This window comes from Brevibacillus sp. MER 51, from assembly GCF_023714195.1.
Classification (GTDB): domain Bacteria; phylum Bacillota; class Bacilli; order Brevibacillales; family Brevibacillaceae; genus Brevibacillus.
The window spans coordinates 1-23876 of the sequence record NZ_JAMAUS010000020.1 but is presented as its reverse complement, the minus strand read 5'-3'; the positions used below and the strand labels follow the sequence as shown (position 1 = coordinate 23876).

20 protein-coding genes are annotated in these 23876 nt (G+C 46.8%); 13 read left to right on the top strand and 7 right to left on the bottom strand.

Annotation, left to right across the window (positions count from 1 at the left end):
• Positions 1 to 83: 83 nt before the first annotated feature.
• Positions 84 to 1466 carry an MFS transporter gene (locus tag M3630_RS27070; protein WP_251254151.1) on the top strand — a complete coding sequence of 461 codons (1383 nt, stop codon included), beginning with the start codon at positions 84 to 86 and terminating at the stop codon, positions 1464 to 1466.
• Between the two features lie 12 nt (positions 1467 to 1478).
• Here M3630_RS27070 and M3630_RS27065 read toward each other — a convergent pair whose 3' ends face one another.
• The gene (locus tag M3630_RS27065; protein WP_251254150.1) at positions 1479 to 2363 is read right to left on the bottom strand and encodes a LysR family transcriptional regulator; all 885 of its coding nucleotides are present in this window, start codon (positions 2361 to 2363) and stop codon (positions 1479 to 1481) included.
• 133 nt (positions 2364 to 2496) lie between these two features.
• On the opposite strand from M3630_RS27065, the gene M3630_RS27060 reads away from it, so the two are divergent.
• The gene (locus M3630_RS27060) at positions 2497 to 3717 is read left to right on the top strand and encodes an MFS transporter (RefSeq protein ID WP_251254149.1); all 1221 of its coding nucleotides are present in this window, start codon (positions 2497 to 2499) and stop codon (positions 3715 to 3717) included.
• A gap of 51 nt (positions 3718 to 3768) precedes the next feature.
• On the opposite strand, the gene M3630_RS27055 is transcribed toward M3630_RS27060, so the two are convergent.
• Positions 3769 to 4611 (bottom strand): DUF92 domain-containing protein, encoded by an 843-nt coding sequence (locus M3630_RS27055; RefSeq protein ID WP_251254148.1) that lies wholly within the window; start codon positions 4609 to 4611, stop codon positions 3769 to 3771.
• 212 nt (positions 4612 to 4823) lie between these two features.
• Here M3630_RS27055 and M3630_RS27050 point away from each other — a divergent pair, with 212 nt between their 5' ends.
• Together M3630_RS27050 and M3630_RS27045 are read left to right on the top strand one after the other, a co-directional pair.
• Entirely contained in the window at positions 4824 to 5174 is a 351-nt protein-coding gene (locus M3630_RS27050; protein WP_251254147.1) for a LysR substrate-binding domain-containing protein, read from the top strand.
• Between the two features lie 46 nt (positions 5175 to 5220).
• The gene (locus tag M3630_RS27045) at positions 5221 to 5595 is read left to right on the top strand and encodes a nuclear transport factor 2 family protein (protein WP_251254146.1); all 375 of its coding nucleotides are present in this window, start codon (positions 5221 to 5223) and stop codon (positions 5593 to 5595) included.
• Between the two features lie 43 nt (positions 5596 to 5638).
• On the opposite strand, the gene M3630_RS27040 is transcribed toward M3630_RS27045, so the two are convergent.
• From M3630_RS27040 to M3630_RS27030, 3 genes are read right to left on the bottom strand one after another with little or no spacing between them, the layout of a single operon-like run.
• The gene (locus M3630_RS27040) at positions 5639 to 6349 is read right to left on the bottom strand and encodes a B3/B4 domain-containing protein (RefSeq protein ID WP_251254145.1); all 711 of its coding nucleotides are present in this window, start codon (positions 6347 to 6349) and stop codon (positions 5639 to 5641) included.
• Between the two features lie 28 nt (positions 6350 to 6377).
• The gene (locus tag M3630_RS27035; RefSeq protein WP_251254144.1) at positions 6378 to 7016 is read right to left on the bottom strand and encodes a LysE family translocator; all 639 of its coding nucleotides are present in this window, start codon (positions 7014 to 7016) and stop codon (positions 6378 to 6380) included.
• A gap of 33 nt (positions 7017 to 7049) precedes the next feature.
• Positions 7050 to 7673 carry an FMN-binding negative transcriptional regulator gene (locus M3630_RS27030; protein WP_251254143.1) on the bottom strand — a complete coding sequence of 208 codons (624 nt, stop codon included), beginning with the start codon at positions 7671 to 7673 and terminating at the stop codon, positions 7050 to 7052.
• 102 nt (positions 7674 to 7775) lie between these two features.
• On the opposite strand from M3630_RS27030, the gene pdxR reads away from it, so the two are divergent.
• Positions 7776 to 9185: a MocR-like pyridoxine biosynthesis transcription factor PdxR gene (pdxR, locus tag M3630_RS27025; protein ID WP_251254142.1), complete on the top strand. Its 1410-nt coding sequence runs from the start codon at positions 7776 to 7778 to the stop codon at positions 9183 to 9185.
• Between the two features lie 166 nt (positions 9186 to 9351).
• Here the strand turns inward: pdxR and M3630_RS27020 are convergent, their stop codons facing one another.
• Complete coding sequence (locus M3630_RS27020) at positions 9352 to 10593, bottom strand: amidohydrolase family protein (RefSeq protein ID WP_251254141.1); 1242 nt, start codon at positions 10591 to 10593, stop codon at positions 9352 to 9354.
• A gap of 282 nt (positions 10594 to 10875) precedes the next feature.
• On the opposite strand from M3630_RS27020, the gene M3630_RS27015 reads away from it, so the two are divergent.
• Complete coding sequence (locus M3630_RS27015) at positions 10876 to 12345, top strand: amidohydrolase family protein (RefSeq protein WP_251254140.1); 1470 nt, start codon at positions 10876 to 10878, stop codon at positions 12343 to 12345.
• Positions 12346 to 12402: 57 nt separating this feature from the next.
• On the opposite strand, the gene M3630_RS27010 is transcribed toward M3630_RS27015, so the two are convergent.
• A complete protein-coding gene (locus tag M3630_RS27010) occupies positions 12403 to 13185 on the bottom strand; it encodes an SDR family oxidoreductase (protein WP_173608687.1) in 783 nt (260 codons plus the stop codon).
• A gap of 229 nt (positions 13186 to 13414) precedes the next feature.
• On the opposite strand from M3630_RS27010, the gene M3630_RS27005 reads away from it, so the two are divergent.
• The 7 genes from M3630_RS27005 to M3630_RS26975 all read left to right on the top strand — a co-directional run bounded on the left by M3630_RS27005 (position 13415) and on the right by M3630_RS26975 (position 23570).
• Positions 13415 to 14488 (top strand): branched-chain amino acid aminotransferase, encoded by a 1074-nt coding sequence (locus tag M3630_RS27005; protein WP_251254139.1) that lies wholly within the window; start codon positions 13415 to 13417, stop codon positions 14486 to 14488.
• Positions 14489 to 14691: 203 nt separating this feature from the next.
• Positions 14692 to 15408, top strand: a complete 717-nt coding sequence (locus M3630_RS27000) for a GntR family transcriptional regulator (protein WP_251254138.1) — start codon at positions 14692 to 14694, stop codon at positions 15406 to 15408.
• Between the two features lie 26 nt (positions 15409 to 15434).
• Entirely contained in the window at positions 15435 to 16067 is a 633-nt protein-coding gene (locus M3630_RS26995) for a sterol desaturase family protein (RefSeq protein ID WP_251254137.1), read from the top strand.
• Between the two features lie 471 nt (positions 16068 to 16538).
• On the top strand, positions 16539 to 18143 hold the full coding sequence (locus M3630_RS26990) for a glutathione ABC transporter substrate-binding protein (RefSeq protein ID WP_251254136.1): 1605 nt from the start codon (positions 16539 to 16541) through the stop codon (positions 18141 to 18143).
• Between the two features lie 910 nt (positions 18144 to 19053).
• Positions 19054 to 20640 (top strand): glutathione ABC transporter substrate-binding protein, encoded by a 1587-nt coding sequence (locus M3630_RS26985; RefSeq protein WP_251254135.1) that lies wholly within the window; start codon positions 19054 to 19056, stop codon positions 20638 to 20640.
• 100 nt (positions 20641 to 20740) lie between these two features.
• A complete protein-coding gene (locus tag M3630_RS26980; RefSeq protein WP_251254134.1) occupies positions 20741 to 22312 on the top strand; it encodes a glutathione ABC transporter substrate-binding protein in 1572 nt (523 codons plus the stop codon).
• Positions 22313 to 22349: 37 nt separating this feature from the next.
• Entirely contained in the window at positions 22350 to 23570 is a 1221-nt protein-coding gene (locus M3630_RS26975) for an amidohydrolase family protein (RefSeq protein ID WP_251254133.1), read from the top strand.
• Positions 23571 to 23876 lie beyond the last annotated feature (306 nt).

The following is a 23876-nucleotide window of genomic DNA, read 5'->3' as shown; positions in this document are numbered from 1 at the left end:
TGGAATCATAACATAAAATGCGTTGGAGTAAATGTTTGATTTCCAGTACGATATCATCAAAAGCGCTTTAAGGAGGGCTGAAAATGGGTGCTCACAACAGGTGGTTGATGATTTCCGTTGGACTAGGGATATTGTTGAACCCGTTAAATTCTTCGATGATTTCTGTTGCGATTGCAAGGCTGCAAAATGTGTACAGTCTTGATTTCACGGTTGTTTCGTGGATGATTTTCTCGTTCTACATTGCGAGTGCAATCGCTCAACCTGTCATGGGAAAGGCAAGTGATTTGTTCGGACGCAAGAAGATATTTCTTACCGGACTTGTCGTATCTTTCGTTGCTTCCTTATTGGCTCCATTATCTCCAAACTTTGGGTGGCTCATTGTGTTCCGAATTGTGCAATCGATTGGAACAAGCATGATGGTTGCCGTTGGAATCGCCATTGTACGAATCCATATTACGGAGAAACAAGCGACTGCGCTTTCCGTACTGTCCATATTCCTGTCTGGAGCAGCTGCGATTGGACCTTTTATTGGCGGGGTATTGCTTCATTATTGGGATTGGTCTGCGATCTTTCTCGTTAATATTCCGTTCGTGGTGGCGAGCTTGCTGTTAGCCTGGAGGATGATTCCAAAGGATGGATCGGCAGCATCTGTTGCACATAAGATGTCCTTTCGAAAATGGTTGGAATTGATTGATGCAACAGGGATCATGCTATTCGCGGTAGGTCTGGTTGCACTGCTCGTTGGAGTGCTTTTTGCAAAATCATCGGGGCATGTCTCTTGGTGGCATATCCTGGTTGGAGGGATCGGCCTCGTTACACTGGGGGCTTTCGTACGACATGAGTTAAAAACGACTTCTCCGTTTATTCCGCTGCGGACATTCGCGAAGTACCCTGCGATGACGTGGGTCAATATCGAATTCATGCTCGTTAACGTCCTTTTTTATTCGCTTTTTTTCGGCCTTCCATCCTACCTGCAAATCGTTCGTCATGTCAGTGAGTTCCATACAGGAATGCTCATGCTCAGCTTAGGTTTATGCTCCCTCATTGTGTCTCCACTAGCAGGACGATGGATTGATCACTCAGGACCTCGGCCGGTATTGCTCACATCCGCCATGCTGATGACATTTGGGTCATTGTGGATCGTGACGTTAAAGCAAGATTCACATGTGATCAGTGTGTGTGTGGCGTTAGCGGCATTCGGCATTAGCAACGGGTTAAACAATGTCGGCATGCAAGCAGCCTTGTTCAAAAGCTCTCCAAAAGAAATCATAGGCGTAGCATCCGGATTATTTCAAACATCCAGATACCTGGGAACCATTCTCTCCTCATTATTGATCGGCATTGTAATGGGAGATAAGTTCAGCGCCGAGGGTTTGCAAGTGCTTGGCATTATCCTCACGACAATCGCGCTGTCTTTGGTACTCATGAGTTGGCGACGGGAATCAGGGCAGCGAGGAGAGTCGTAGGTTCGCTCATCCCTATTCAAAATCGCAGGCATGATCCATAACAAATTGTTTGAATTTTTCAGTGGCAGGTGATAAATATCTCCCTTCTACCCAGGCAATTCCAATTGTCCGTTGGCACTTCGGGCTTTTGACAGGGATTTGTGTGATCTTACTCTGGTCCGTTCCTTTTAAATTGGGCAACAGGGAGATTCCCAGTCCAGCAGCGACCAGTCCTGCAACGGTATCTGCTTCCTCTCCTTCAAAGGTAATGGGAGGTGTAATTCCCGCTTCCTGAAACAATTGCTCGACAGTGATACGAAGGGAGTATCCTTCTTTTAAATGGATAAAGGATTCATCCGCAATCTCTTCCAACGTAATCGAGGTACGATTTGCATATTTGTGGTCTTTCGGGACAATCACAAAAAGTTCTTCATTCCAAAGCGGCTTCCATACATAGGGAGATTTCATATCCATAGGAGCAAGTAGACAAAGATCAAACTCTCCTCCTTGCAACTGATTCATAAGCGTATGGGAGGGACCTTGTCCGAGTCGAAAATGAATGTTGGGGTAGAGGGAGCGAAAAGAAGCCAGTAAATCAGGGATACGACTGGTACTTAACGTGTGCAGAAACCCAAGAGATACCTCTCCCTTATCTGGATCAAGTAAATCCATGATTTCTTGTTTTCCCTCATGATATTCCTTCATCATATTTTCGACTCGCTTTAAAAAGAGATGACCATATTTATTGAGCCGAATGGAGCGTCCCTGACGGTCAAACAGAGGAACGCCTATTTCATCCTCAAATCGGGCAATCGAACGACTGAGGGCAGACTGGGAAATCGAGAGAGCTTCGGCCGCTTGTGTCACGTGTTGGATTCTTGCCAGGGTTTGAAAATATTCGAACTGTTGCCATTCCATTCGAAAGCACCACTTTCCGTTTAGAGTTTTCATTACATAAATGCATGAAAAACATGATTATAATGAATTATACATCATAGATAAATGGTGGTACCATGAAACCATAATCATCCTGAAATGATATGGTGATCGCATGATACAACAAGGTACAGCACTCTTCCGCAAAACCAGCTTTGCTTTTTTTGCCGCTGGTTTCAATACGTTTGCGATTCTTTATTGCGTACAGCCCTTAATGCCGGAATTTTCAAAAGAATTTTCGGTTAGCCCAACGACAGCAAGCCTTTCCCTCTCCATTACAACAATGGTTCTTGCCGTCAGTATGCTCGTTCTTGGTTCGCTGTCTGAAGTATGGGGACGCAAGCCAATCATGATCGTTTCCATGCTCGCTTCGTCTGTGTTTTGTATTCTCACAGCATTCAGTTCGAATTTTCATGTTCTCCTGGTATTGCGAACGATTGAAGGGATTTCATTGGCGGGTTTGCCCTCCATCGCAATGGCCTATCTTGGAGAAGAAATCGAATCCAAAAGTCTGGGAGCGGCAATGGGTCTCTATATATGCGGGAATTCCATTGGGGCTGTGTTTGGCAGGGTTTTCTCAGGTATGGTGAGTGACTACTTCGGCTGGCAGATCGCAATAGGGGGGATTGGTCTCATCAGTTTGGCTGCCACACTGATTTTTTGGAACACCTTACCACCGTCACAAAATTTTAAGGCACGCCCATTCGTAATAAGAAAGTTAGGTCTGTCTTTAGTAGACCATCTAAAGGCTCCAAGTCTCATTTGTTTATTTGTCATCGGCTTTATACTATTAGGGAGTAATGTAGCGTTGTTCAATTACATCGCTTATGTATTGCTCGAAAAGCCTTATTCACTCAGCCAAACATTTATCAGTTGGACGTTTTTAATTATGATCATCGGAATGTTCAGCTCCGTCTGGACAGGAAAATTAATAGATCGTCACGGTAAGCAAAATTTGTTATTCATAAGCTTGTTTCTCGCATTGATCGGCGTCTGTTTGACGTGGGAAGCGAATCTCATGATGAAGATAGCAGGACTTGGAATTTTTACTTTTGGATTTTTTGGGGCGCATGCGGTTGCAAGCAGTTGGGTAGGACAGCTTGCTTTACAGAACAAAGCACAGGCCTCTTCTTTGTATTTATTTTTCTACTACACGGGTTCAAGTGTAGGAGGAACACTTGGGGGATTGTTTTGGTCCGCATACGGATGGGGAGGCGTCATCAGTATGAATGTCGGCTTTCTCCTAGTCGGCTTCATCCTTTGGGCGTGCGTCTCAAAAATGGTGCAGAACGCGAAGAAAGTGACCAAAATTGCCGAGACTTGTGCCTCAAAATAAAGAAACGGAAAAACTCAGTATCGTTTGGAGATACGAAGTCTTTCCGTTTTTTTATAGGTCAAACGATAAGCCGAATGCCAACGCCATTAAGACGGCGAAAGCGCCACCTGCAAGCGAACCAGCGAGATTGACCGCATCGTTGTTCCAACCAGTGCGACCGCGGATTCGTACGGCTGGCATGCCACAATGACGAGCTTGCTCGATTTCACGACCGCAAGCTGTGCAACGGTACATTTGCTGCCAAGTCGCACCGATCCACGAATCAACCAGTGACCCTATTACGCCAGCCAGTCCTGCTATGCCGATCCAAGCTGCCAGTCTAAGGGCAGGTGTGATCACATCCGGCGCGGGTTGATCGGTTACCGCAAGCAGCAACCACGCTGCACCGCCGATAAATAGTCCACCGGCAAGCGATGCACCCATTCCCAGGCTAGAAACGCCACCGGAAGTGCCAGGCGGAACACACTGCCCCGTTTTGATTGATCGCGGAGGCTTCCGGCTCAGGCCGCCGATTTCTGTTGCCCATGTATCGGCTGTGACCGCTGCCATCACGCCGAGGAACGCGTACCACCAAAGCGGATGCGCCCACACCCAATTTGCTACACATAACAGTAATCCGAGCCCTCCGTTTGCGAGCACCTGGCCAGCATCGCGTCTCCCCGTTTTCTCATAACCGCTCTCGGCCTCTTCCTTTTTATGCTTTTTCCACTTGGATAATAAAGTGGACGAGACAAAAAATGCGATGAGGGAGCCGAACCAGATAGGGCTTCCGAGTGCGTACATCACGGTGCCCAGTATCACCGCCGCCAAAAAGCCGGAACCAGACAGCGACCGTTTTACATAAGCCGCCCCTGCAATCCCAGCGCTGCAGGCCAGACCGATTAACCACTCCACAGTTTCCCGCCCCCTTTGCTTTGAACTATTATACCTCGGAAGTAGGCAAGATGAGCGGTTTCCACTAGAAAATGGTAATGACAGAATAGAGGAGTAACAAACACATGCCCATATTGATTTGCTTATCGTATTTGGCAAAAACCTTTTGAAATGCCGCCCCAAATATGACCCACAATAATAAAGCCGCGCACCCGATCAGTATCGTTGCACACATGGAAAAAAGCATGGCCGCTTGTGAATCATGGTACGGCAGTATGAAAGTTTATCGTGCTATGTTCGAAAAATACCTGGAAGAACGAGGGCTTGCCTTTTCTCAAATGATGGAACTGTGGAGCATTGAGGCAATCAAACGATGTGTAAGGAGTGGGCTAGGTATCACTTGTTTGCCGTTAATGACTGTAAAAGAGGAAATTGAGCAGAGAAAGGTAAAGATCATTCCCTGTGACAGCAGCTTTCCTACTATTTTTGCGCAAGTCGTTTATCACAAAAACAAATGGATTTCTCCAGCCATGACGGAGTTTATTGCGATAACGTTACAACATGCAAAAGTTGGGCATAGATAGACGTGTTGTACGAACGGGTATCTTAATAAAGAAAGGATGATTTGTTATGATGACTTCTCTTAAAGAGAATGCGGTGTCGTTTTTGCAACTGGTAGCGTCGGGGAAGGTGCGGGAAGCATACCAAAGATACACTAGTCCGAATTTCCGCCACCATAATCCCTTTTTCCGTGGCGATGCTCATTCTCTCATGCTCGCAATGGAAGAGAACGCCGCAAAGAATCCGCATAAGATTCTCGAAGTGAAACGTGCCATCGAAGAGGGGGATATCGTTGCCGTCCATTCCCATGTAAAGCAAAACCAAGCGGATCTTGGGGGAGCTGTGGTCCATATCTTCCGTTTTCATAACGACCAAATCGTCGAATTGTGGGATGTAGGCCAGCCCATACCTGCTGATTCTCCCAATGAGAATGGAATGTTCTAAGACAGTAAGTACGGCAGCCAGTGCATTTGGCTGCCGTTTGACCTTACTCAAAGATTGTCATTTCCTTCCTATCGATATCTAGCACTTTCATTTTCACCAAACCGCCAAGATGATGTGGCACGAAATCAGACAATTCTTTAAGCGCCATATGGAACTCATCGCTTCTTGTTTCATCGATTAATTCAATACAGAGGAATGCATTTTTCGTGTTTTCTGTTAGCATCGTCCTCTGAGCTTCACGCCAATTCCAGCATCTGCATATGGCACCGACATCGTCTTTATAAACAATTTCTCCTTCATATGGAGAAGCATTTTCATCCTGTCCCAATGGGATAAACGGTTCGCTGCCATTTGCTTGCGTTAGCCGAATATCGCCTACAAAAGTGTCGATATCTTCTCCGCCACACGGAAGTCCATAACGCAGTGAAATGGAATTATAGATGTCAACAAGCGGGTTTATGGTTCCGATCGGATTGCCATTTTTCACTCTTTTTAATAAAGCTTCAATGGAGCACCTTGCCCCTTTCTTCGTCTTGAATTTCTGAAAAGCTTCTCGCCAAACGGAAATGACAGGATTACTGCTGAATTCCTCCAGACGTAAAAATTTATGTGCTTCCTTCTCTGCCTCCTGCAGCAGCTTCTCGTATTTTTCAACGTCCCTACGTGAATTATCAATCCCCTGGCAAATCACGATGCCTATTTTTGCATGGGGAAATAACGACCAGAAATCATCTTCAATGAGAAATTTCGACATAACCTATCTCTCCGTTTCCTTTCACTAATTATGTTTTGGAGGGGCTCGCAAAGGCAGAGAAAATCCCGAGAGCAATATATAAATAACCAGTGATCCGATTCATTACCTTTGAACTCGCCCTACTACCCACAATCCGCTTTCTCATACTTGCTGCGAGAAAGGCATACAGACCATCGCTAACAAAAGCAAGGATAATAAATATCGTTCCTAAAAGCAAAAATTGAGCGGTGACTGACCCGGCAGTAGGTGATATGAATTGCGGAAAGAAGGCTAAAAAGAAGAGTGCTGTCTTGGGATTCATTACCTCTACAAGCGCTGATTCGTAAAAAACCTTTCGTAATTTTTTGCGAGGGGCTTTTGGAATGTCAGAAGCCGTGCTATCAGCTTTAGAAAGTAATGTCTTACACCCCAGATAGATAAGATAAGCAGCACCCAGGTATTTCACGATATGAAAGGCTGTTGCTGATGTCATCAGGATCGCAGAAACGCCAATTGCCCCAGCTAAAACGTGAACAGAACCACCAAGAGACACTCCTAGAACTGATACCAGACCAGCTTTCTTCCCTTGATCGATACTTCTTGCCATAATATAAAACACAGCTGGTCCAGGTATGATTAACAATGTAGAAGCGGCAATGACAAATAGCCAAATAGTTGAAAACTCCATAAGAAGCAACTCCTTGTTGTATCTATAGGCTGATCATTTAAATAACTCTTTTCGTTGCTCACGCATCCACTGAGCAACCTGAATCTCCCCTTGATCATTTGATTTTTCAAGCTCTGCCACAATCGATTGATAATCGGTGTTGTTGCGATTTTGACTCATTTTGGCTGCCCCTTGGATCGAGGTGATTTCAATTTCAAAACCAACGATTCCTTTCATTTCTCTCTCAAGCAATTCAGGATCAAATGTCTCCCAGAGCCGACCATTTTCTCGGTGAGATTCATAGTGTGTCAGCATCGTATCCAAAGCCGACTTGAGTTCCTCTTTCGTCAGAATACGTGCTGTCCCATACGCATGTACAGCGAGATAGTCCCATGTGGGAACCTGTTCACTCTCATACCAGCTTGAGGAAATGTAAGCGTGCGGTCCTTGAAAAATCAGCAAAACATCTCGATTGTTATCCAACGTTTTCTTCTGCATGTTTCCGTATGCAATGTGCCCAGTTGCATAGATTTTCCCTTCCTCTTCACGAATTTCCAACGGGATATGCGTAGCCAACGGGCGATGTTCATCAACCGTAATCAATAGGGCAAACGGATTAGACTTCATCATCTGAACGGCCTCATCATGTTCCATACGATATTGCTTAGGAATGTACATAGGAAGCACCCTTTCAACTTGTATTTGAACCAAGAGTATGATACAAACTGACATAAAAAAAGATACAATAACAAAAAAATGTACATGTCAGGAGAGGTGTTAATGAAAAATACCATTTTTACATTCAAGGATAACTCTCCTAAATACAAACAAATCTACGACAAATTTAAATCATTTATTGAACAAGGCGATATTAAGGCGGATGAGCCATTGCCCTCCATTCGTCAGCTTGCAGATTCCTTACATGTAAGCCGTAATACAACATTAATGGCGTATGAACAACTTGTTGCGGAAGGGTACATTCGTGGAGAGGGACGAAAAGGGTATTTTGTAAATGAGTTAGAGCCCGTTTTACTTCAAGAGGCCCGCGGTTCTTCTACTCACAAGCAAACAGAGCCGGTACCATCTGTTCGCATTGATTTTCGCGCAGACGTCGTCGATCAATTGCATTTCCCTTTAAAAACATGGCGGAGGATCTCGAATCAAGTATTAACGGAAAAGGACAGCTTTCGGTACGGGGAACCTTTTGGTGAATGGATTCTACGTGAGCAAATCGCAGCGTATTTACTCCAATCTCGTGGGGTGAGAACAGAACCAGATGCCATCATTATCGGCAGTAGTACCCAACAAATGCTTGTGTATCTCGGTCTGGTCCTGAAACATGATTTTTCCAGCGTGATTGTGGAAGACCCTGGTTATGATGGCGCTAGAAAAGCTTTTCAATTAAATCGTTTTACATTGGAAACGTTACCTGTTTATGAGAAAGGTGCTGATTTTTCACACCTGGAACATAGGAAATCACGATTGATTTATGTAGCGCCGTCGCATCACAGTCCATATGGGGTCAGTATGCCCATTCAACAAAGGCATGCACTCATCCATTGGGCAAAAAATAGGCAAGGATATATTATCGAAGACGATTATGATAGTGAATATCGCTATACCCAACAACCATTTCCGGCTCTCGCTTCCATCGATTCAACGAGAGTGATTTATTTCGGGAATTTCTCGAAATGCTTTCTGCCAGGGATTCGTTTAAGCTATATGGTGTTGCCACAGCCACTGATCAGCTGTTATAAAAATCAATTCGCACATTTCGAGAGCACCACTTCACTCCTTAGCCAATTCGCCATGGCGAAATTTATGGAAGAAGGGGAATGGAATCGCCATATTAAACGCATGCGTCTTGTTTATAAACGAAAAATGCAGCACTTCGTTTGTGAATTAAGGAAGCATTTCAAAAATCATATCTCTATCATCGGAGAGCAGTCAGGTTTGTACGTATTAGTCAAAGTACACCTGGAACGCTCAGAAGAATGGCTCATTCAACAAGCTTCTCTTCAGGGAGTTAAAGTCTATCCGACTTCACTCTTCTTCATAAAAAACAAAACGGAAGAACCGATTATTAAACTTGGTTTCAGTAATTTATCAACTGATGAAATTCAGCTTGGTGTAAAGCTCTTAACAAAGGCTTGGTTACAACATGACGGGTTCGATAGCTCAAGCTTTTAAGCCCGAACAAACACCCAAACTGGTAGGAGAAAAAAGAAGAAATAAGCGAAAGTCTTTGGGATACCAACCGAATTCTTCTTTTTTCTCCCCACCACCAAAGGCTCGATTTAGACAAAAAAATAAAGGCTTCCCTGAAAAATCAGCGAAGCCTCCGTGGTCTATCTGGTTACTTTGTTTCTCCCATTCTCTCCAAAGCACCATGCACAATTTTCCCTTTAAACATAACAGCAGCCCGACGAGATTTTCTCGCAATCGCTTCCGCTGAGCAGGAGCTTTCTGCAAACACGATGCTTGCCACGTCCCCAACCTTCGGCCATGCACGGTTGCCATCTTTATCGAGGGTTGTTTTTCCTCCGGTGATGAAGTATAGGGATTGCACCAATGATTTCTCATCGACCCAACGGTAGCGCTCGACGAGACGGTTTAGCTTATCGAGCATATCGCCTGTTCCATATGGCGACCATGAATCGTAGAACCCATCATAGCCAAGTGCGACATGTACGCCTTTGGCATGAAGCATCGGAACAGGTGGCATTGCCCGATTAATCGGAACGGTTGTCATGATCATCGTTCCCAGCTTGGACAATCGATCGGCCATGTCTGAGCTTTCTTCCAGCGACACATCTCCGAGCGCAAAGGCATGACTGATGCCCATGCGGTTCTGCCAGCCTGCTTCCTCGGTCAGATCGAGCAATCTTTTGATCGTATAAAAGCCGAGTGTCCCCGGATCATGCAGATGAATATCGACATCCGCATCTGCTTCCACTGCAATGTCCATCATTTCACGCAAGGAGCCTTCCAACTCATTATCGATCCCAGCCGGGTCCAAGCCCCCAACCAGTGTAGCGCCTTCCTTCATTGCTTGTCTCATCAAGGAGCTTGCTTGTGTGCGCAGGAGCCCCTGCTGCGGGAAAGCGACGATTTCATACGTCAGGCGATCACTGTACTCTTCCAAGGCTGCACGCACACCCTCCAGGTTTTTCAGGCCAATGTATGGATCGATGTTGACGTGTGTGCGTACATGTGTGGCACCGCCTTTGATATGGAGCTGGAGCATCGCTTGTGCGCGCTCTTTGGTCGTCCCTGTCATCAGCGGCATTTCTTTTGCTTCGAACTCCAAGCGATCGATCAGTTTTTTCGGAGGAAGGCAAGATTTCCAGGTTGCGCCCGCATACGTTTTATCCAGATGATTATGCTTTTCAACAAAAGAGGGGAGGGCCAATAAACCTTTTGCATCTTCTTGCGGTAAAGTGGTGTCGAGTGGTTCGTTCGCCGATACGATCTCTGCGATTTTGCCGTTTTCGATCTTCAAATGACAGATTTCCGAGAGTGTGTGAAAGACGCCGTCTTCTCCTGTTTCAAAACCTTTATCGAGACGAACGTTGGTTAACCAAAAAGCTTGCATCACTAGAAATCAGCCCTTTCTCTATCTTGCAAGTAGTGGATGAGAGTCCAGTCTAGTTGTCTTCATTAATTGTAGTGAATATTTCGAACAAGGTTGTTCATCTTCTTTACTAGTTTTTGCATGATCTTTACGTATTGTGTGGAATCTTGCCTGTTTTCGAAAAGGAGTAAAGATTGTGCAAATACATGTAAAGGTTTTGAAACAAATTTTACAGAATATTTCCTATAATAACGAAGGATGCAATGGAGTGAAGAAGCCGGAACGAGAAAGATAGGGAGGATCGTCATGAAAAAGAAAATAACCGCAAAATATGTCATCGGTTTTGACGGCGAAGATCATGTGATTATCAAAGATGGGGAAGTCGTTTACGAGAATGACACCATTGTTTATGTGGGGCACGATTTTGATGGCCAGGTAGATGAAGTGATCGATGCGGGCAATGCAGTAATCAGTCCGGGCTTCATTGACCTGAATGCGTTGGGTGATATTGATCACGATATCGTACATTTGGAGCAAGCTTCTGCTCGAAGCAAAAATATGCTTTGGTCAGAAGACTACTACCGCAGAGGCTACCATGAGGTAATGACCCCTGAGGAAGAGGCATTCAAATCCCTTTACGCCTACAGTCAATTGATTCTTAATGGGGTAACGACAGCGATGCCGATTACATCCGTCTTCTACAAGCGCTGGGCGGAAACGTATGAGGAGCTGGCAGCGGCAGCCGATCATGCAGGGCGCTTGGGATTGCGTATGTACATGGGGCCGAGCTACCAGTCTGGTATGCGTGTCGTGAAGGCTAATGGAGAGATCGAAGTACTGTGGAACGAATCAGAAGGACAAGCAGGTCTGGAGCGGGCTGTACAATTTGTCAAAGATTTCGATGGGGCTCACAACGGACTCATCCGTGGAATGCTGGCACCAGAGCGAATCGAGACTCAGTCTGTAGAGAACCTGATCAACACAAAGCGTTACAGTGAGGAACTCGGATGTCCGATTCGTCTGCATGCTGCGCAAGGTCTCTACGAATATACGGAAATCCATCGTCGTCACAACAAATCACCGATTCAGTTCCTGAATGAGATCGGCTTCCTCGGAAAGAAAACGGCAATTCCGCACGCACATTTCATTCCAGGCTTTAGTAAGGCGAAATTCGGAGAGGGAGACGATTTGGCGATCCTCCAAGAGACAGGTACGACTGTGATTCACTGTCCGCTCGTAGTCGGTCGCCACGGCGAGGCACTCGAATCGTTTGCCCGTTACAAGCGTCGTGGCGTCAACATCGCGATTGGAACTGATACGTTCCCGCCTGACTTCATCCAAAACATTCGCACAGCCAGCATGCTGTCCCGTTTGGTGGAAGGCGATGTCGCGGATTCCTGCTACGCGGATATTTACCGCGCAGCGACATTGGGCGGAGCACGTTTCCTTGGAAGAGATGATCTGGGACGATTGGCGCCGGGGGCAAAAGCAGATATCATTGCCATCGATCTGGACGGTTTCCACATGGGGGCGGTTGATGATCCAATCCGCACGATCATCACGTGTGGCTCGGGGCGTGATGTAAAGCTCTCCATAATTGCTGGACGCACCGTAATGAAAGACCGTCTCCTGCCAGGAGTTGATCTGGAAGAGATCAAAGCGAAGGGACAGCGTTACTTTGACAAAATGCGTCTGGGCTACGTCGAGCGCGACTATCAACAGCTGGGCGAAAAAGAGCTGTTCAAGCCTTCTTTTCCAATCGTGAGCAAACCATAGCCTGTACAAAAAGAAGAAGCACAATCTGCTAGAAACGGCGGATTGTGCTTTTTTCACTTACCGGATGAACCCGCCTTCGGAATGCATAATCTGTCCGGTAATCCACTCCGCTTCGTCACTTGCCAAAAAGGCGACAAGACGTGCTGCATCCTCGGGCTGTCCAATCCGTCCGAATGGAAATTGCTGCAAAAGGTAATGTTTGATTTCGTCGTTCATCCAGCCTGAATCGGTGGGCCCAGGATTTACAGCGTTGACCGTAATCCCTCGCGTAGCTACTTCGGCAGCAAGTGTCGTCGTCAGGGCATCCACGGCTCCTTTTGTTGCCGCATACGCGATCTCACCAACCATCGGGCCTTTGGACTGACCAGATGTCATGTTGATGATTCGGCCTCCGCGTTGTTGGGAGAAGCGACGTGCAAATTCCACACTGAGCATCGTCGTTGCCCGGACATTGATGGCATAATGTGCGTCCAAACTGCCTATATTCAGCGCCTCGTAACCGTCATTTGTCGAGTAGCAAGCGTTGTTGACGAGGATGCTTGGCTCACCAAGTTGTGCTGTAGCTGCGTCGAGCACCTCCTTGTAGGCATCAGGCTGAGACAGGTCGACCTCGATTCCCGCACATCTGACCCCGTAGCGTCTGATCTCTTCCTGCAAGATGGCGGGTTCATCCTTTTGAAACCCATGCGCCATGGAATGGTCATAGGCGGTCCAGTACGTATGGAATATATCGGCTCCGTGTGAGGCAAGCATTTTACAGATAGCAGCCCCAATCCCTTGAAGGCGGCTGGCTCCTGTTACTATGGCAATTTTTCCGTGCAGGCCATGGTGCGTGGTCATACATATCCCTCCTCATTCTGTCTCTATCCATTCTTTTCGGGATACCTATTCCCGTCATCCTGCCTATGAAGAAAAAAATTGATCACGAAATGATTGCGAAGTTTTCGCTAAATAACCATAAAATGTAGAGGCAGGAGAAACTTACGCTGGAAATCATGCAAAATTGTTGCTATTTTGTATATATAGGAAGTTTCAAATCGTGGTTTTCATACTAAGGGAGATGTAGAAGATGGAGTGTCAGTTAACAATTACCCGGACAGAACAGAAAAAAGAGAAACCAGCTTCTGACAAGCTGGGGTTCGGTGTTCATTTTACCGATCATATGTTCACCATGGATTATACAGAAGGTAAAGGATGGCATGATCCACAAATCGTCCCTTACTCTCCGCTGACATTGGACCCGGCAGCAATGGTGTTCCATTATGGGCAAGCTGTCTTTGAGGGTTTGAAAGCTTATCGCAACCAAGAGGGCAAGGTTAGCTTGTTCCGTCCTGATCAAAACTTCAAGCGTATGAACCGTTCGCTTGAGCGTATGAGTATGCCGTTGATCGACGAGGAATTCATGGTCGAGGCATTGAAACAGTTGGTGGCAGTAGATAAAGAATGGATTCCAACCGAAAGCGGACAGTCTCTCTACATTCGTCCCTTCGTAATTGCGACAGAGCCATGCTTTGGTGTGCGCGCTTCGCATACGTACAAATTGGTAATCGTGCTCTCTCCGGTTGGAGCGTACTATGCGGGTGGCATGCAGCCCGTGAAAATTTATGTAGAAAACAACTACGTTCGTGCGGTAAGAGGCGGAACAGGAAACGCAAAAGTGGCAGGTAACTACGCAGGCGGTCTGAAAGCACAAGTGGAAGCGAAAGAAAAAGGCTATGAGCAAGTGCTGTGGCTCGATGGCGTAGAGAACAAATATATTGAAGAAGTAGGAAGCATGAACGTGTTCTTCAAGGTAAAAGGGGAAGTGTGGACCCCAGCATTGAACGGAAGCATTCTGGAGGGGATCACGAGAGATTCGACCATCCAATTGCTCAAGGACTGGGGAATTCCAGTCGTAGAGAAGCGGATTTCCATGGAAGACCTGCATACCGCTTACGTCAACGGTGAGCTGGAAGAAGCATTCGGCACCGGAACAGCTGCTGTTATTTCCCCGGTCGGTGATCTGAACTGGAACGGGCATCAGATGATCATTAACGGTGAAAAAACAGGGGAATTGACGATGAAACTGTACGACGAGATGACAGGAATCCAGTACGGTGAGCGTGAAGACAAGTTTGGCTGGTCGGTAAAAGTGACAGAATAGTCACACCAGCAACATAAGAGGCATAGCCTTCTCTTTTTCGGGAGAGGGCTATGCCTTTTTTGAGATGGAGAAGGAACATTCAATTTCGCGTGGGTACTGGTAAGTCCAAGTATTTCACCTCTTGACAGGAGGTGTGTAAAATATTACCTTTTGTGGTAATACCACAAATATTTGTTATAGGACCAGCAACGTAGGAGGCGATCATGACAATGGAGAAAAAAGGGGGAAAGAAAGAACGGTCGTCGGATCAAATTGAGAAGAAATTAATCAAAGCAATTTTGACCCGCGAGTATCCTGCAGGAAGTACGCTGCGGCCCGAACGGGAGTTGGCAGAGTACTACGGGGTAGGCAGGCCAACCGTTAGAGAAGCACTGCAACGCTTGGAAAGAGATGGCTGGATCACTGTGCGGAAAGGACATCCGGCAATTGTCAACGATTATTGGCATCAAGGCAATATCATGACCCTTGTCCATATCATACAAAACCACGATGATGTTACGGATGAGTTTATTTCGTACTTGCTGGAACTGCGGATATCGTTGGCTCCTGTTTACATTCGTAACGCGGTTGCTGCTCATCAGCCAAAGGTAGTCGCATTGCTTGCCAATCTCGATCAACTGAACCCTGATGCTGATTCTTATGCAGCGTTTGACTTGGAGCTGCAGAAAAATCTGACGAGGCTTTCCCCAAATCCTATCTATTTACTGATTGTAAACAGTCTTGATTCCTTTTATCTAAAAATGGCGCGAAAGTATTTTTCCATCCCGGAACATCGCGAGGCATCTTGGCACTATTACCATCAGCTTTTGAACGTCGCTTTGCAAGGAGATTACATCGAAGCAGAGCGTGTAGCCAAAAAGGCAATGGAAAAAAGTTTGGAGCTGTGGAGAAACCGAATCGTGTTGGAACATGACAAGTGAAGGAACACAAGAGGAGGGCGTTTCTGTTGAAGGCAAAGTTTCTGAAGGAATTCTTTACGTTTCCGGATATCCTCATCATGAGCATTCTATTCCTGATTAGCTTGTCTTTCACTATTTCTGAATGGTACGTGTTGAAAACATGGGTGGCACTCGTTGCGGGGATGATTGGATATGCGGCAAGCGAATACTTGATTCATCGATTTCTCTTTCACCTCAAACCGCCTCGAAATCCATTTTTTCTCCAAATATTAAAGCGCTTACATTATGATCATCACTCCGATCCGAACAACTTGCACCTGCTATTCTTGCCCGTTTGGTACAGCTTGCCGCTCATTGCAGGAACCGGAGCCATTTGTTATCTGCTTACTTCCGACATGATTGCGACCAATGCCTTTGTTACAGGCGTGATCGGATTTCTGCTATTTTATGAATGGACGCATTATATCGCTCATCGTCCGGTTCAACCCATATCTCCATGGGGGCGTTGGATGAAAAAGCTCCATCTATGGCATCACTTCAAAAATGAACATTATTGGTACGGTGTTACCAGTCCAGTTTTTGACGTCATGCTGGGAACTTTCAAGAATGAACAGGATGTTGAGAAAAGTTCGACGGTGAGGGATCTGGAAAGACGGTGGGACAAAGATGTTGAAGTGTAATTGGTCTTTCATGCACGGCCATCCCTTTTTGAGGGATGGTTTTTTTCTTTAGATTTATAAGCTACCGATAAACGCCAAAGCTGGTGAGAAGAAAAAAGCACAGGGCTCGCAGACCTTGACAACGCCTACCTAGTCGGAACTTCAAAAATGGGACCACGCTTGTCGAACACTTCTTCCTCGAGAAACTTCCGCCCGTAGGGTGGCTTTGGCTCGACGGTCCCCTTTTTGAAGTGGAGATGTCCAGTGAATCCCCCTTGCTAGCGTGTCAGTGTCGAAGAGAACTGTGCTTTTTCTTCTCCTCCACTATATAGGCACCTTCAATAGAGTTATTTTGAACATTCAAAAACGACATAGTAAAGAAAATGAAAAGAAAGGTAAAGATAATGAAAAGATTAATAGTAAGAAAATTAGTAATATTTAGTCATGCCATTTTCTTTTCATTCTATCATCCAGAACAAGGGGGCATTTACAGTGAAGAAGAAGCACATGCTCGGCTCCATTCTCGCCCTGTCTGTCTTGGTTTCCACAGTCTTGGCAGGCTGTGGTGGCAGTCAGACATCCAATGGGACGAACTCCGCGTCCAACTCCAATCAAGCTTCGACTAGCCCCGCGTCTTCATCGGCCGCAGCGGGTGGAGGCGGTACCCTGATTATTGCGCGCTTGTCCGATGCGAATAATTTGGACCCGCATTTCAGTACCCAGATTAATTCCATGGCAGTGACGCAGCACAAGATCTATGAAGGTCTGGTCATGTTGGATCGGAATAGCGAGTACAAACCTCTTTTGGCAAAGGAATGGAAACAAAAGGATGATGTCACGTGGGAGTTCACACTGCGTGACGGTGTTACCTTCCACGATGGGGAGCCTTTTCATGCAGAAGCGGTGAAAAAGACGATCGACCGCATTTTGGACAAAGACAATCCGACTCCCAAAGCAAACATGTTTGGCATGATTAAAGAGGTGAAGGTCATTGACCCGCTGAAGGTAGAGATTATTTTACATTATCCGTTCGCAGGGCTCTTGTCCGTACTGGCGAGTGCCGAGGGTGGCATCATTAGTCCAAAGGCGATTAAGGAATTCGGCAAAGAGTTGTCCAAGAAACCAGTTGGGACGGGACCATTCACCTTTGAATCATGGACGCCTGGACAAGAAATCGTCTTGGTGAAAAACGAGAAGTATTGGGGCAACCAACCGAAACTGGAAAAAGTCGTTTTCAAGACCATTCCTGAGGATGCGACACGTGTAGCCATGGTGGAGACAGGTGAAGCTCATGTCGCAGAACAGCTACCGGTCACTGAACTGGAAAGGGTACAGAACTCGCAGAGCATGTCTTTAGGCCGGTTCGAATCATTCGCGGTTGACCATATCGGGATGAACGTCAAGCAGAAGCCTTTTGACGATGTTCGCGTCCGTCAGGCCATCGCCCATGCGATCGATAAGGAAGCGATTATTAAAGGGGTTTATAACAATGTCGGAAAGGTAGCTATCTCGTCATTAGGGCCAAAAGTCATCGGCTACAGCCCGAATATTAAAACGCCGGAATACGATTTGAACAAAGCGAAGCAATTGCTCACTGAGGCAGGCTACGCCAACGGATTCAAGGCAACCATCTATCTCAATGACAACAAGGCACGGATCAATGTGGCAGAAGTGCTGCAATCCCAGCTGAAGGGAATCGGCATCGACTTGCAGATTCAAGTGATGGAGTTCGGAGCGTATCTGGAATTGGCGGCAAAAGGGGAAGCGCAAATGTTCATTAGTGGCTGGGGCAATGCCACTGGAGATGCAGATTACAACCAGTACAACCTCTTCCACAGCACGTCAGCAGGTGTGCCAGGCAACCATTCCTTCTACAATAATCCAAAAGTCGATGCGCTGATTGAAGCGGGTCGTAAAGAAAAAGATCCAGAAAAGCGCAAGGAAATCTACGCAGAGGCGCAGCAAATCGAGATGGAGGAGGTGCCGCTGCTGCCATTCCGCAGCAGTGAAAACCTCGCAGCCATTGCAAAGAATGTACAAGGTGTGTACATCAGTCCATCCGGGTACATTGACCTGAGCCAAGTCACGATTCAATAGCAGGAGCTAGAGACCTTCTCCACCAAATGGAGAGGGTCTTTTTTTAGTAGATAAGAATTTATAAAAATTCATACCGACATGGATGACTTTTGCCCTTTGGGTATGAAGGCTTCACCAAAAATTGGTGAAGCCAGTATTGTGGCTGCGGTGGGGAGAAGAATATTTCCAGTCTAGGCTCCAGGCTCCGTCCTGCTGAGGGATAAGACTGTCCGCTCCGAAGGGATTTGCGGGGAAACGCAAAAGTGGTAGCCGCTTCGTCGCGCGGGCACGGTTGCGTTTCTTTTGCCCGCAAATCCCTTCTCCGCTTGGTAGGACTCCACAAGTCGCTACGTCTGGAAATATTCTTCTCTGCCGTGACAGATCACATTCTTCCATCTTTTAAGGCTTTTAAAACTCGTTTAACACGGAAAGCTCGTAGAGGAGGCAGGCGAAGATCTTTGGTAAACCGACCGAGACGGAATGCGAAAAGTTAAAAGTGAAAAGTGAAAAGTGAACACGCCCTTAAGCGTCCACCTCTGAAACACATCCTGAAAGGACCACTTTGGACGCGGTTTCGCTTTTGGCATGGAGTCGTGCAGCGAATCCCCCAGCGGGTGGGACAAGAAGCTGAGCGTTTTCTCCTGTTCCTCCACACCTTTACAGCAGCATATACTCCAAGTCTATTTTGATTACATGATTCGCACAAAAGTAGAAATACTGAAAAAAAGAGTAAAGAAAGTGAAAATACAAGTAAAGAGAGTGAAAATATAATGCCAGAATAGTGGGTAAAATGAAATATGCGCGAATGGTCAAAATATTCAAGTGCATCTGGCGCAAAAAACGGTCACGACCGTTTTTTTGACCGCAAGCGGTCACATCAACATTTATGAAAAACGTCGAGACGTTTTTCACAAAACAGGGGGATAACTACATGAAAAAGACGCGCTTTTTCCAGACGCTGCTTGCCATGACCGTTGCGGTTTCTACTGCGTTGGCAGGCTGCTCACAAGCACCTGAAGCAGGAGGGAGTACCAATTCTTCGGGGCAAACCAATGCTTCATCACCAGCTGGCAAAGAAGGCGGGACACTCGTCATCGCCCGCTTGTCTGATGCGAACAACCTCGACCCACATTTTCTAACGCAAATCAATTCCGCCGCCATCATTCATCATAAGGTATACGAGGGTCTTGTTCGGATGGACAAAGAAAGCAAATATGTAGGTTCACTCGCTTCTGAATGGAAGCAGCTCGATGATGTGACATGGGAATTCAAGCTTCGCTCTGGTGTGACATTCCACGATGGCACGCCATTCAATGCGGAAGCTGTGAAAAAGACGATTGCACGTGTTCAAGACCCGGCTGTAGGCTCTAACCGCGCCAATTTGTTTGAAGCCATCAAAGAAATAAAGGTCGTGGACGATACAACGGTTCAATTCATCCTGCACTATCCATACGCACCGCTCCTGTCCGTGCTCGCCAGTGCAGAGGGAGGAATTTTGTCACCAAAAGCGATTGAACAGTATGGAAAAGAATTGACCAAGCATCCAACGGGAACAGGGCCTTATAAATTCGAATCATGGACACCTGGTCAAGAAGTTGTCCTGGTGAAAAATGATAGCTATTGGGGCGATAAACCGAAGCTGGACAAAGTCGTCTTCAAGACCGTTCCAGAGGATACGACCAGGCTTGCGATGGTCGAGACAGGAGAAGCGAATGTAGCTGAGCAATTGCCAGTGACAGAAGTCGATCGGGTGAAAAATTCTCCGAGTATGACACTTGGTCGTTACCCTGCTTTCGCTAGCGATCATATCGGGATTAACAACTCGAAGAAGCCATTCGATGATGTACGCGTTCGTCAAGCAATTGCACATGCGATCGATAAGAAAACCATCATTCAAGGGGTCTACAACGATGTAGGGACGGTCGCTCATTCCTCCATTACCCCGTCCATGGTTGGTTACAGCCCGAATGTAAAAGACTTGCCTTACGATCTGGAAAAATCCAAAAAGTTGTTGGCGGAAGCTGGATACGCGAACGGCTTCAAAGCAACGATTTACTTAAATGATAACAAGGCACGAGTGAGCTTGGCAGAGGTGTTGCAGCAACAGCTGAAACAAATCAATATCGATTTGGAAGTGAAAGTGCTAGAGTTCGGTGCTTATATTGAAGCAGCCAACAAAGGCGAAACGGAATTGTTCCTCAGCGGTTGGGGCAATGCCACAGGCGATGCAGACTACAACCAATACAACCTGTTCCACACGAAGTCGCAAGGGGCAGCTGGCAACCATGCTTTCTACAGCAATCCGGAAGTGGACAAGCTGATCGATGATGGCCGCAAAGAGAAAGACGAAGAAAAACGGAAGCAAATCTACGAAAAAGCACAGCAAATCGAAATGGACGAAGCCGCAATGGTACCGTACCGCTTCTCTGAAAACCTCGCAGCGATTCAAAAAGGCGTAGAAGGAGTTTGGATCAGCCCAGCAGGACACATTGAGATCGATGCTGTAACGTTGCCATAATTTCAGCAAAAAGTGCTTTATGATCAGCATAGCTTTGCCCATTGGGAACGAGCTATGCTGATTGATTATACAAAGAAAGATTAAAATGGGGGCGTGTCTAATGAAAAAACAGAAGAGGCTAGGTTCAATGCTGGCAGGTATCCTGAGCGTTGGTCTCGTGCTTACAGGCTGTTCATCGGGTACAGAGCAAAGTGCGGCAGGGGCTCCGACTGCGAAGGAAGCTCCGGCAACAGATCAGACGCTGGTGATTGCACGGCAGTCTGACGCAAACAATCTAGATCCGCACTTTATTTCAGCGATCAATGCAGCGAGTGTGGTCCATCACAAAGTGTACGAGGGTCTTGTCCAGCGAGATGATAACATGGCGTTCAAGCCGATGCTAGCCACGGAATGGAAGCAGTTGGACGATGTCACCTGGGAGTTCAAGCTGCGTCAGGGGGTCAACTTCCACGATGGTACGCCGTTTAACGCCGAAGCGGTGAAAGCAACATTCGCACGCGTCCTCGATGAAAAGGTCGCCTCTCCACGTGCGTCTCAGTTTAAGATGCTTTCGGAAATAAAAGTAGTGGATGATTACACCGTGCAATTCAAGCTAGCCTACCCGTATTCCCCATTGCTGTCGATCCTCGCCAACCACGAAGGAAGCATCATCAGTCCAAAAGCAATAGGGCAATACGGCAAGGACCTGAGCAAACATCCCGTCGGCACAGGGCCGTTCCTATTTGAATCGTGGACACCTGGCCAAGAGATCGTACTCGTGAAAAATGACAACTACTGGGGAGAAAAGGTGAAATTCAAGAAGGCTGTCTTCAAAGTCGTACCAGAGGACACGACGCGCGTAGCCATGGTAGAGACGGGAGAGGCGCACATCGCTGAACCATTGCCGGTGACAGAAATTGACCGCGTCAGTAATTCCCCTCAAATGAGTTTGTACCGGACAGAGGGCTTGGGGACAGATTTTATCGGGTTCAATACCAAGAAAAAACCGTTTGACGACATCCGTGTTCGCCAGGCGATCAACTATGCGATTGAGACTGATGCGATCATCAAAGGTGTGTACAACGATGTAGGAACGAAAGCGAATTCCGCAATGAGTCCGAAGGTTCTTGGATCCGATGGGGCGTTAAAAGGATACGAGTTTGATCCGAATAAGGCGAAGGTCTTGTTGAAAGAAGCAGGCTATCCGGACGGCTTCAAGACAACCCTGTGGACAGGCGATCGCAAGGAACGGATTAATGCTGCGGAAGTAATTCAGTCCCAGTTAAAGGGAATCGGCATTGAAGTAGAGGTGAAAGTACTTGAGTATGGAGCCTATTTGGATGCTGAAGACAACGGTGAAACAGAGTTGTTCATCAGCGGATGGGGCAATGCCACTGGAGACGCTGACTATAACCAGTACAATCTGTTCCACTCCAGTTCTTTGGGCAAAGGCGGTAACACAACGTTCTACGTGAATAAAGAAGTGGACAAGCTCATCGAAGAGGGGCGTCGCGAGCAGGATACGGAAAAACGAAAGCAAATCTATGCAAAGGCGTTGGAGATTGAAAAGCAAGAAGCACCAATCGTCCCGATCCGCAATCTTGAACATGTCGTTGCAATCAGCAAAAACATCAAAGGCTTCTGGATCAGCCCTTCAGGGTATATGATGATCAACGGCATTACGATTGAATAGCGCAAACATTTAGAGAGAAAAGGATGGGAGACGGAGCATGAAAGAAAGCCTATGGATCAAAAATGCGAGCCTGGAATGTGGTTATTCCGAGACGAATGGCATCGTGACGGGAACAAAGACGGATCTTTTCCACGTCTTGCTCACGGACAGTCGCGTTGAGAAAATCGTAACTGCTTTGTCAGATATACCTGATGGGGTTTCTGTGTGGGATGCACAAGGCCTACTGATGCTGCCTTCTTTCCGGGAAATGCACATTCATTTGGACAAAACATTTTATGGAGGTCCGTGGCAAGCTGTTCTTCCTGCTCCCAATCGTTTTTTTCGAATCGAGCAAGAGCAGGAACTATTGCCTCGCCAACTTCCCGTCGCTCGTGAGCGTGCAGAAAAGCTGTTGGAGTTAGTGCAATCGCACGGCGCTACTCACGTGCGGACGCATTGCAACATTGACCCGGTCATTGGATTGAATAATCTGGAGGCCACATTGGAAGCATTGGCAACTTACCGTGAAAAACTTTCCTGGGAAATTGTCGCATTTCCCCAACATGGCTTGTTGCGCAGTGATTCTGTTTCCCTCGTTCGTGAGGCAATGAAGCATGGAGCTGGCCTCGTAGGTGGTGTCGATCCTGCCACATTTGACGATGATATCGAGAAATCACTTGATACGATGATGGACATAGCGGTGGAAGCGAATGCGGATGTGGACATTCACTTGCACGAGCCTGGTCATTTGGGCGTTTATATTATGAAAAAATTGGCTGTGATGACAAAGGATGCGGGTTGGCAAGGTCGAGTCACTGTCAGCCATGCTTACGGGCTAGGAGAGGTACCGACTGCTGTGGCAGAAGAGGTCGCGGAGCTTTTCGCCGAGCAGCAAATCGCTATCATGTCGGCTGTTCCCATTGATATGCCGACCATCCCGATTCCGTTGCTTCATGCCAAAGGCGTCCATGTTGGTTTGGGCAATGACAACATTACTGATCATTGGGACCCATTTGGAACCGGAGATATCTTGCAAAAAGCAAACCGTCTGGCTGAACGGTTCCGGTGGATTGATGAGCGATCTCTATCGCGTGCACTGGGATTCGTTACAGGTGGCGTGACTCCACTGGACCAAGCTGGCAATCAGGTTTGGCCGAAAGTCGGAGATGAGGCAAATGCGGTTTTCGTCCGTGCCAAATGCTCCGCCGAGGCAGTGGCTAGACTATCTCCGAAGGAAGCAGTGTTTTTCTCGGGCAAGATGGTTTGGCAGAAACAATAAAGAGTAGGAAATACGATCCGATCTTCTTAAGGAGGTCGGATTTTTCATGTGCTTTAAAAGTGGCTGTAGTGGGAAAGAAGTGCATTTCCAGTCTACGCTTCAGCCTCCGCCCTGCAAGGGGGGGTGACTGCTCGCTTCGAAATAAATGGCGGGAGCGCTTCAAACGTAGAAGTTTCGAGGAAGGGTTTCATAAGTTATTATGAACGAGGACAGCCCCTATTCGTAACTTCGTAGGTTACTCTGGCTACACTAAGGGCAAGTACGCCAATAGACAGAGCGCTACAATACGAAAGGAGCTGCTACTTA

Coding starts and splice junctions, on each gene's coding strand:
- M3630_RS27040 (WP_251254145.1), bottom strand. CDS start 6,349: ATGTCGAAATTTCTCATTGAAGATGATTTCTGGTCGTTATTTCCCCAT.
- M3630_RS26985 (WP_251254135.1), top strand. CDS start 19,054: ATGAAAAAGACGCGCTTTTTCCAGACGCTGCTTGCCATGACCGTTGCG.
- pdxR (WP_251254142.1), top strand. CDS start 7,776: ATGAAAAATACCATTTTTACATTCAAGGATAACTCTCCTAAATACAAA.
- M3630_RS27010 (WP_173608687.1), bottom strand. CDS start 13,185: ATGACCACGCACCATGGCCTGCACGGAAAAATTGCCATAGTAACAGGA.
- M3630_RS26975 (WP_251254133.1), top strand. CDS start 22,350: ATGAAAGAAAGCCTATGGATCAAAAATGCGAGCCTGGAATGTGGTTAT.
- M3630_RS27050 (WP_251254147.1), top strand. CDS start 4,824: ATGGAAAAAAGCATGGCCGCTTGTGAATCATGGTACGGCAGTATGAAA.
- M3630_RS27030 (WP_251254143.1), bottom strand. CDS start 7,673: ATGTACATTCCTAAGCAATATCGTATGGAACATGATGAGGCCGTTCAG.
- M3630_RS27000 (WP_251254138.1), top strand. CDS start 14,692: ATGACAATGGAGAAAAAAGGGGGAAAGAAAGAACGGTCGTCGGATCAA.
- M3630_RS27060 (WP_251254149.1), top strand. CDS start 2,497: ATGATACAACAAGGTACAGCACTCTTCCGCAAAACCAGCTTTGCTTTT.
- M3630_RS27065 (WP_251254150.1), bottom strand. CDS start 2,363: ATGGAATGGCAACAGTTCGAATATTTTCAAACCCTGGCAAGAATCCAA.
- M3630_RS27045 (WP_251254146.1), top strand. CDS start 5,221: ATGATGACTTCTCTTAAAGAGAATGCGGTGTCGTTTTTGCAACTGGTA.
- M3630_RS26980 (WP_251254134.1), top strand. CDS start 20,741: ATGAAAAAACAGAAGAGGCTAGGTTCAATGCTGGCAGGTATCCTGAGC.
- M3630_RS27005 (WP_251254139.1), top strand. CDS start 13,415: ATGGAGTGTCAGTTAACAATTACCCGGACAGAACAGAAAAAAGAGAAA.
- M3630_RS27070 (WP_251254151.1), top strand. CDS start 84: ATGGGTGCTCACAACAGGTGGTTGATGATTTCCGTTGGACTAGGGATA.
- M3630_RS27035 (WP_251254144.1), bottom strand. CDS start 7,016: ATGGAGTTTTCAACTATTTGGCTATTTGTCATTGCCGCTTCTACATTG.
- M3630_RS27015 (WP_251254140.1), top strand. CDS start 10,876: ATGAAAAAGAAAATAACCGCAAAATATGTCATCGGTTTTGACGGCGAA.